Origin of the sequence: Facklamia sp. P12945, from assembly GCF_050409485.1 — a bacterium.
In the GTDB taxonomy this organism is placed as follows: Bacteria; Bacillota; Bacilli; order Lactobacillales; family Aerococcaceae; genus Facklamia.
This window is the reverse complement of sequence record NZ_JBNUPJ010000016.1, coordinates 46,426-53,932: the sequence shown is the minus strand read 5'-3', so window position 1 is coordinate 53,932 and position 7,507 is coordinate 46,426. Positions and strand designations below refer to the sequence as shown.

The 7,507-nt window shown below is 36.8% G+C and carries 9 protein-coding genes; all 9 read right to left on the bottom strand.

The window, feature by feature from the left end:
* Positions 1-62 precede the first annotated feature (62 nt).
* A complete protein-coding gene (locus ACQV2X_RS06515; protein WP_428873015.1) occupies positions 63-986 on the bottom strand; it encodes a lysostaphin resistance A-like protein in 924 nt (307 codons plus the stop codon).
* Between the two features lie 20 nt (positions 987-1,006).
* Positions 1,007-1,807 carry a hypothetical protein gene (locus ACQV2X_RS06510; protein ID WP_428873017.1) on the bottom strand — a complete coding sequence of 267 codons (801 nt, stop codon included), beginning with the start codon at positions 1,805-1,807 and terminating at the stop codon, positions 1,007-1,009.
* A gap of 12 nt (positions 1,808-1,819) precedes the next feature.
* Positions 1,820-2,359, bottom strand: a complete 540-nt coding sequence (gene nusG / locus ACQV2X_RS06505; protein ID WP_428873018.1) for a transcription termination/antitermination protein NusG — start codon at positions 2,357-2,359, stop codon at positions 1,820-1,822.
* A 110-nt stretch (positions 2,360-2,469) separates the two neighbouring features.
* Positions 2,470-2,649 carry a preprotein translocase subunit SecE gene (secE, locus tag ACQV2X_RS06500; RefSeq protein WP_090289890.1) on the bottom strand — a complete coding sequence of 60 codons (180 nt, stop codon included), beginning with the start codon at positions 2,647-2,649 and terminating at the stop codon, positions 2,470-2,472.
* 14 nt (positions 2,650-2,663) lie between these two features.
* Complete coding sequence (rpmG, locus tag ACQV2X_RS06495) at positions 2,664-2,816, bottom strand: 50S ribosomal protein L33 (protein WP_258436941.1); 153 nt, start codon at positions 2,814-2,816, stop codon at positions 2,664-2,666.
* 87 nt (positions 2,817-2,903) lie between these two features.
* A complete protein-coding gene (gene msrA, locus ACQV2X_RS06490; RefSeq protein ID WP_428873020.1) occupies positions 2,904-3,437 on the bottom strand; it encodes a peptide-methionine (S)-S-oxide reductase MsrA in 534 nt (177 codons plus the stop codon).
* A gap of 17 nt (positions 3,438-3,454) precedes the next feature.
* Complete coding sequence (locus ACQV2X_RS06485; protein WP_428873022.1) at positions 3,455-4,825, bottom strand: D-alanyl-D-alanine carboxypeptidase; 1,371 nt, start codon at positions 4,823-4,825, stop codon at positions 3,455-3,457.
* Between the two features lie 288 nt (positions 4,826-5,113).
* Positions 5,114-6,589 (bottom strand): IMP dehydrogenase, encoded by a 1,476-nt coding sequence (gene guaB / locus ACQV2X_RS06480; RefSeq protein ID WP_428873023.1) that lies wholly within the window; start codon positions 6,587-6,589, stop codon positions 5,114-5,116.
* Positions 6,590-6,741: 152 nt separating this feature from the next.
* Positions 6,742-7,506, bottom strand: coding sequence for a DUF1129 domain-containing protein (locus ACQV2X_RS06475; RefSeq protein ID WP_428873025.1), 765 nt, complete (start codon positions 7,504-7,506; stop codon positions 6,742-6,744).
* Position 7,507 lies beyond the last annotated feature (1 nt).

Below are 7,507 nucleotides of genomic sequence, written 5' to 3'. Positions count from 1 at the left end.
TAGTTTTATCCCGCAAATTTTTAAAATTTCAGGACATTTTCATTTACGGTTGACAGAAGTATTTAAATAGCTTTTTCTTGTTTCGGACATTTATTGATTAAGTAAATACAAGCAGCTACTAAAATAACCGTAACCACAAGACCCCCCTCAAATCCAAATTCTCCACCATTGATCAAACTGGCCTCAGCTTTGGATTCAGTTAGTAATAGTGTACCCGGTAATACCAATCCACTCACTTGGACCCCAAAGACCACACCCATTATAAAATTCCAAAAGGAATGAGCAGCTCCTGTTAACCACATATTATCAGTAATATAGAATAATAAGGAAAAGAAAATACCGGCTAAGGCAATGTTAACTAAGGCTAAAACTGTATCTCCTGGATTGCCATAATGCAACAAACTAAAGAAGATGGAGTTTATCAAAATGGCAAGAGGAACTCCCCAAGCGGCTGCCAAGCCATTCATCAAGTAACCTCTCAAGAGGATTTCTTCAGACATTCCTTGGATCATAAAGCCGACTAATAAGAGGATAAACGCCACTCCATCGGCCTGAGGGTTCATTTGGACAGAGATCGTCCCCATCAAAAGATTAACTAAAAAAATAAAGAACATTAAGGCGGCAGCAATTACGACGCCCATCCCATATTTTTTTAGGAAATTATCTTTATAAAAGCCAAAGGAGTTAAGTCTGCGTCCTTGCAACCATTTAGCCAAAAGGACCGTTGTAATAATAGTAATAATCGTTAAAAATAGTTCTAAATAAACCATTAATGGCTCGTTTAACAGTGCTTGACCTACATCTTCGGTTAAAAAGGAATCACCAAATTTCATATAGATTAATGGACCAATTAAAAAAACTGAAATAAGTGAAGCAAATAGTAAACTAACAAGATTTATAAGCGCAGTAAAAGCAATAACCCTAAATGGTTTTTTGCCTGCTTGTTTCTGCGTCAACTGCATCGATTGATTGAAAGGCCAGTTCATAGTTTTCCTCCTATAAAAATCTAAAAAGTCTTTTGCTTTATTTGATAACGCAAGTAACGTATGTATACGGCTAAGGTCAGAATAAATACAACCGCAATCACAAGATAAAAGAAGTTATGTCTTAATCCAAAGGATGAACGAGGATAATGATGATAGAGTAGCCCTAATTGAAAGATTAAAACAGCCGGCATAATTGCCTGGTTACCATAACGTGCATACAAGTAACTACTTCCGGCTGCAATAGCAAGAATTAAAAGACAAGCAAGTGCTATCATCCACCCATTATGACTGTTTAATCCTTTACTCACTAAATAGCTATAAAAAATATGGGCCGTCATACTGATCAACCAACCGGTATGAAGACCAATGGGAAGCTTTAATAGCCAACTTGGTTCGTTCAGGGAGCTTTTATATGAAATTAATTTCATAAAAGAAATAATCCGTCTCAAATAGAGCACCATAAGGATGAAGGTAAATAAATATAATTGTTGCGACCATATCAAAAGATAGACTGTATGGTAAAAAGATAATTCAACTAATTTGGGAGCCACTAACAGTGAATAACTCTGATCAAAAGTTATAAAAGCCTGTCTCCGTTGTCCCGCAAATAAACCAAACGCTTCCCATAGAATAATGATTGGCCAGAGATAAAAAGTGAATTCTACAGGAAGCAAAACATGAGGAACTTCCTCTAAGACTTGGTTCAAGCTGATGGATTCGATAAAACTGGCATCAAAAACCAACTGTAAGCACAAAACCAAGAGATACATCACCATGGCTAAACGAAAATAGAGGATGTGGTGGTCAGTCTTTTGTTTCATGAAACCACCTAATTAAAGATTATCTTTGCGCACTTGCATAAAGTCCAATTCGGCTACTGTTTCACGACCAAACATTTCAATAACTACTTTAAGTTTTTGATTTTCTTCACTGATTTCTTCGATTTCTCCAGTCATTCCTGAGAAAGCGCCATCGATAATTTCAACTAAATCGCCCACTTCAACTTCTAATTGAACTTTCTGAGCAGGCTTATCCCCCAAGATCGCTTCCATTTCCTCAGGTAAAAGAGGTGCCGGCTTAGATCCAGCGCCATGTGAGCCTACAAATCCAGTCACGCCTGGCGTATTACGAACAATAAACCAAGACTCATCAGACATCACCATTTCAACTAACACATAACCTGGGAAGGTCTTTTGAATCTTTGTTTTCTTCTCTCCATCTTGCATTTCGGTTACCTCTTCTTCAGGTACTACCACATTGAAGATAAAGTCTTCCATATTCATACTTTCTGCTCGCATCATAATATTCTCTTTTACTTTATTCTCATAACCAGAATAAGTATGCAAAACGTACCATTCCTTATTAGATTCCATAGTTAAATCTCCTTTAATTAATTTCTTGTAAAATAAAAAACCTACAAGGGTGTAGGTTTTATTTGTATTCTATTATAACATGCTTAAGCAAATAATAAATATTTTTATGATTATGCGCCTAGACTAATTAACCAGTCGATGAAATTGCCAAATACAAAATCTGTTAAAGCAAAGTATAATCCAAAGAAAATAATCATCATAATTACGGTCCAAGTAAATTTATTTACTTGCTTAGCTGTAGGCCAAGTTACTTTTTTCATTTCTTGGGCAATGCCTTTAATGTAACTCATTATATTCCTCTTTTCTATTTGGTTTCTCTATGAATCGTGTGTTTATTACAATTCTTGCAGAATTTCTTAATTTCTAATCGAGTGGTTTGGCCCGCTTGAGTTGGTATCATTTGATAATTACGGTTTCCACATTCACTACAAGCTAGTGACGCTTTCTTTTGAGCCATTTTCCCACCTCCGTCTTTTGTTTAGAATCATTAAGAATGATAAATAGAAATCTTTTAAATGTCAAGCTTAGCTTAGCATTTACTATCTTAATTCAATTTATCTTTAACCTCTTCAACAAATTTTTTACGCCCGGAACTACGGTAGAAATTTTGATAATGATCCGGTTCTTTGCGGTGAAAGTCTTGGTGATAGTCCTCTGCAAGGTAAAATGTTTGGGCTGGACTGATTGGCACAACAATCGGCTTTTTGAAAACTTGTGACGCTTCAAGTTCTGCTTTCGATTGTTCGGCTTCTTCCTTTTGGGCTTGGGTACTATAAAAAATTTCTGGTCGGTAAGAGGAGCCTCGATCACCGAACTGTCCATCTTTATCAGTCGGATCGACTGAAGACCAATAAATTTTTAGAAGTTCTTGATAGCTTATTTTACTAGGATCGTATTCGATTTTGACAGCTTCTGCATGACCCGTTTGTCCTGAGCAGACTTCTTCATAGGTAGGATTCACACTATCTCCACCCGTATAGCCAGAAGCTACAGAGATAACACCATCTCTTTCATCAAATGGATGAACCATGCACCAAAAACAACCTCCTGCAAAAATCGCCGTTTCTTTATTTTCCATAATTTTACCTCCCTTATTTAATTAAATAAATCCGTAAAGAATTTTCGAACAGCATTCCAAGTATTTTCGCCAGTATTTTGGACATTTCGCCAAGTTTTTTCTAAGATATTGGCTTCTTCGATATCTTCTGCTACTTTTACTGGCACATAATTTCCTCTACCGGACTTTAGAATAGGTAGACGATAATCAGCTATATCGACTTGCATTTTTCCTACAACCTTGCCTGCTTTAACAGGCGCTTTAACGTGATAATTGGTCACTTCTTGATTAGCTGTAAATTGATAAACCAGTCGTGGGGCCGTATCAATAATTGGTACCACTAATTGTAAGTTTGATCCATACATTAATTGTAACTTATTAACTTTGCCATTTTCCACTTTAATGGAGTCTAGGTGAGTAGCTAATGAATTTTCTTCAATAACTGTTTCAATGCGGAAGATATTTTGGGCCCTTTCAATCAATTCTCTACTAACTTGATAAAGTTTTTCGTTTTCACTGACACCTAATACCACTACTATTAGGCGTAAATCATTCTTTTCTGTCGTTGCAACTAAATTATAACCATCTTCTTCTGATTTACTGGCAGTCAAACCATCAACATTCTCCATAGCATAAAGTGAATTAGCACTTTCAATTAGCAGATTGGGATTGGTCATTTCAAACTCATCGCTCGTATCTTCTTGAAAAAGCTTTTGATAAATCTGACTAGCTTCCATGCATTCAGGGTATTCATTAATCAGATGATAGGCTATGGTAGCAACTGTTTGAGCAGTCATTTTGTTGGTTCGCCCTTGATAAATGCTTTCAGAATCACCCACTTGATAACGATCACTCACTCCAGTCACATTTATTAAATCAAAATCTTCTTCTCCCCATTCATTTAACTGTTCTTTCATTTGCTTAAGTGTTTCTGCTTCGGATCCGGTTAATTCTTCTGCTAAGGCTAAGGCCGCTCCTCTGGCAGCATTTAAACTAACAGCTTCCATTAAATCTTTTAAGGAATAAGACAAGTCTTGTCTTAAAGGAACATTCGGCAAATTATAATCTTGACTCAAAGCGTAAACCTCGTCCGATATCCATACCTCTTGATCACTGTCCAACTGACCTTGATCAATGGCTTGATACACCCTATATAATAAAAGTAATTGACTAAAAGAACCCACTTCAACTAGCTGGTCCACTTCATGCTTATAAAGGATTTGCCCATTGAGGCCGTCTACAATATAGGCCCCCTTTACTTCCTCAAAAACAGGCATCGCGTTTACCAGATTTTCAGCTATACTTTCTTCCGGCAGAGTATCCATTTCTTGCAAGGAAGCCTCATCAGTGGGATTTGAATCTTTCGATGTAGTCACAGCATAACCATCAGTTGATAGAAAGTTATTCATAAGTAATCCTAAGACAAGTATCCTTTTAATACCGTTTATAAGCAATGTTAGGCTCCACTCCTCACTCTTTAAGCTCATTTAAAAGTTGCTTTTTCTATTATACCCAACTGAATAAAAAAAGGTAGTTCTCACTTTCCTATTAAAATAAGCTTTTCCTAATTTAGATACAGAGTTATTCAATTGTTAGCAGCTTTTAATTTTACTTGTCTTTTTTAAGTAAAAAATGATAGAAATTAATAAAAAAGTATCAAAGTCTATTGCAGTAGGCTTTGATACTTTAGTTTATCTTTATCTTGAATAGTTTGGTGCTTCCTTGGTGATATTAATGTCATGTGGGTGAGATTCAATCAGTCCTGCACCAGACATTCTTACAAATTGTGCTTCCTCACGCAATTCTTTAAGGTTAGCTGAACCGGTATAACCCATACCAGATCTTAAACCTCCAACCATTTGGAAGATAACATCTTCAACGGCACCTTTATATGCAACACGTCCTTCAATACCTTCAGGAACCATTTTGTTGGCTTCTGATTTTGATTGGAAGTAACGATCACTTGATCCTGAACGCATAGCAGCTAAAGAGCCCATGCCACGATAAGATTTGTATTTTCTACCTTGATAAATTTCCATTTCACCTGGTGATTCATCTGTTCCTGCTAACATAGAGCCGAGCATAGCCGCATGCCCACCCGCTGCAAGCGCCTTAACAATATCACCTGAATACTTAATGCCGCCATCAGCAATAATGGTCTTATCAAATTCTTTTGCTGCTGAAGCACATTCATAGATAGCAGTTAGTTGAGGAACTCCTACTCCGGCTACTACACGAGTTGTACAAATTGAACCAGGTCCGATACCCACTTTTACAATATCAACACCAATTTCAAACAAAGCGCGTGTCGCTTCGGCTGTTGCTACGTTACCAGCAATAATGGTTACATCTGGGTAAGCCTCTCTGATTTCTTTGACTTTACGAATCACGCCTTCAGAATGCCCGTGAGCGGTATCAATTACAATCGCATCAACTTGTTCTTTAATTAAGGCTTCTGCCCTTTCAAATGTATCACTAGTTATTCCAATGGCTGCCGCCACTAATAGTCTACCATGTTGATCTTTAGCAGCTTGAGGATATTGAATGACTTTCTCAATATCTTTTATAGTAATTAGACCTGAAAGACGTCCTTCATCATCTACTAGTGGTAATTTTTCAATCCGATTTTTATAAAGAATCTTTTCAGCTTCTTCTAGTGAAGTGCCAATGGCTGCTGTTACCAGATTCTCATGAGTCATGTGAGAGCCAATATTATCTTGATAATTTTCAATGAAACGCATGTCACGATTTGTAATAATACCTACAAGTGTCAAATCGTCTTCACTTTTTACAATTGGAACACCTGATATGCGGTAATGACTCATTAAATCTTCTGCTTCTTGCAATAGATTCTCAGGAGTTAAATAAAATGGGTCCAAGATAACGCCATTTTCCGAACGTTTTACTTTTCGTACTTCGTTTGCTTGATCTTCAATAGACATATTCTTATGGACAACACCTAATCCTCCCTGTCTGGCTATAGCAATCGCCATGTTCCCATCCGTTACGGTATCCATACTGGCTGATAAGATGGGAATATTTAGTTTTAAATTAGGGGCTAATTGGACTGATAAATCGACATCATTTGGTAATACCTCACTATGAGCTGGAACTAACAAGACATCATCAAATGTGTAACCTTCACGCGCAAATTTTGTTTCCCAAGATGACATTATTTTCCTCCTATATGTTTTTGATTCTCTACAAGCGATTCGACGATAATTTCCAACTAATTTAACATGTTAGTGGGAATGAAACAAGTTTTTTGCAGATGTTAGATTATGAGAAGTATTTAATGTTCGTCTTTTTATCAAACAGCATGCCCTTAAAAGAGTCCACCAACTATTTTCCACTTTCTCTTTAAGTAATAACGTAAGACCAAAGTAATTACACCCAGTATGATATAGCCCATAGGCGGTAAAATTGGGTTAATTACCGGCGGTATAAAGGCTTGACTTAACATAATTAAACCAATCCAAGCCATCATTGCAATTGTAGATGCCATGAAATAGCGCCCATAACCCTTTTGCCCTTTAGGAGCATCCAAGTCTGGTAAGACTTTTGCTGTTCGCATCATCGCATAACCACCGATAGCATAATTGAGGATAACTGTTAGGATACCCATATAGAAATTTTCTTGAACATTTGAACTCCCACTTAAACCAAATACACCCGTTATTAGGGTGAAAATAGCCCCTAACATTAACCCACCATCGACAGCAATTTGCCAATCCGGTGACTTCTCTTTTTCTTCATGCTCTTTTACTGCTTTACTAATAATAATCTGACTAGTTTCACTAGGCGTTCCATAAATATGTTTAGCAGTATGACCATCTTTTTGCCCTTCTAAAAGTGTATCTACCATTTCCAAATAAACTACTTGACAATTTGCTTGTGATATTTGTTCTTCTTTTAAGTAGCGATCAATGTCTAGCATAAATTTTAGATTACGTTTGGTTAACTGGTCCACCTTTTCTTGTGGTACCCCAGTTAATATCGAGCTTTCTTGACTTTCAACTGCCACTTGATTTTCAAGTGGTTGGCTATTTGAGACTTCTTCTACAACTTTTTCTTCTTGCTGATCTTTCATT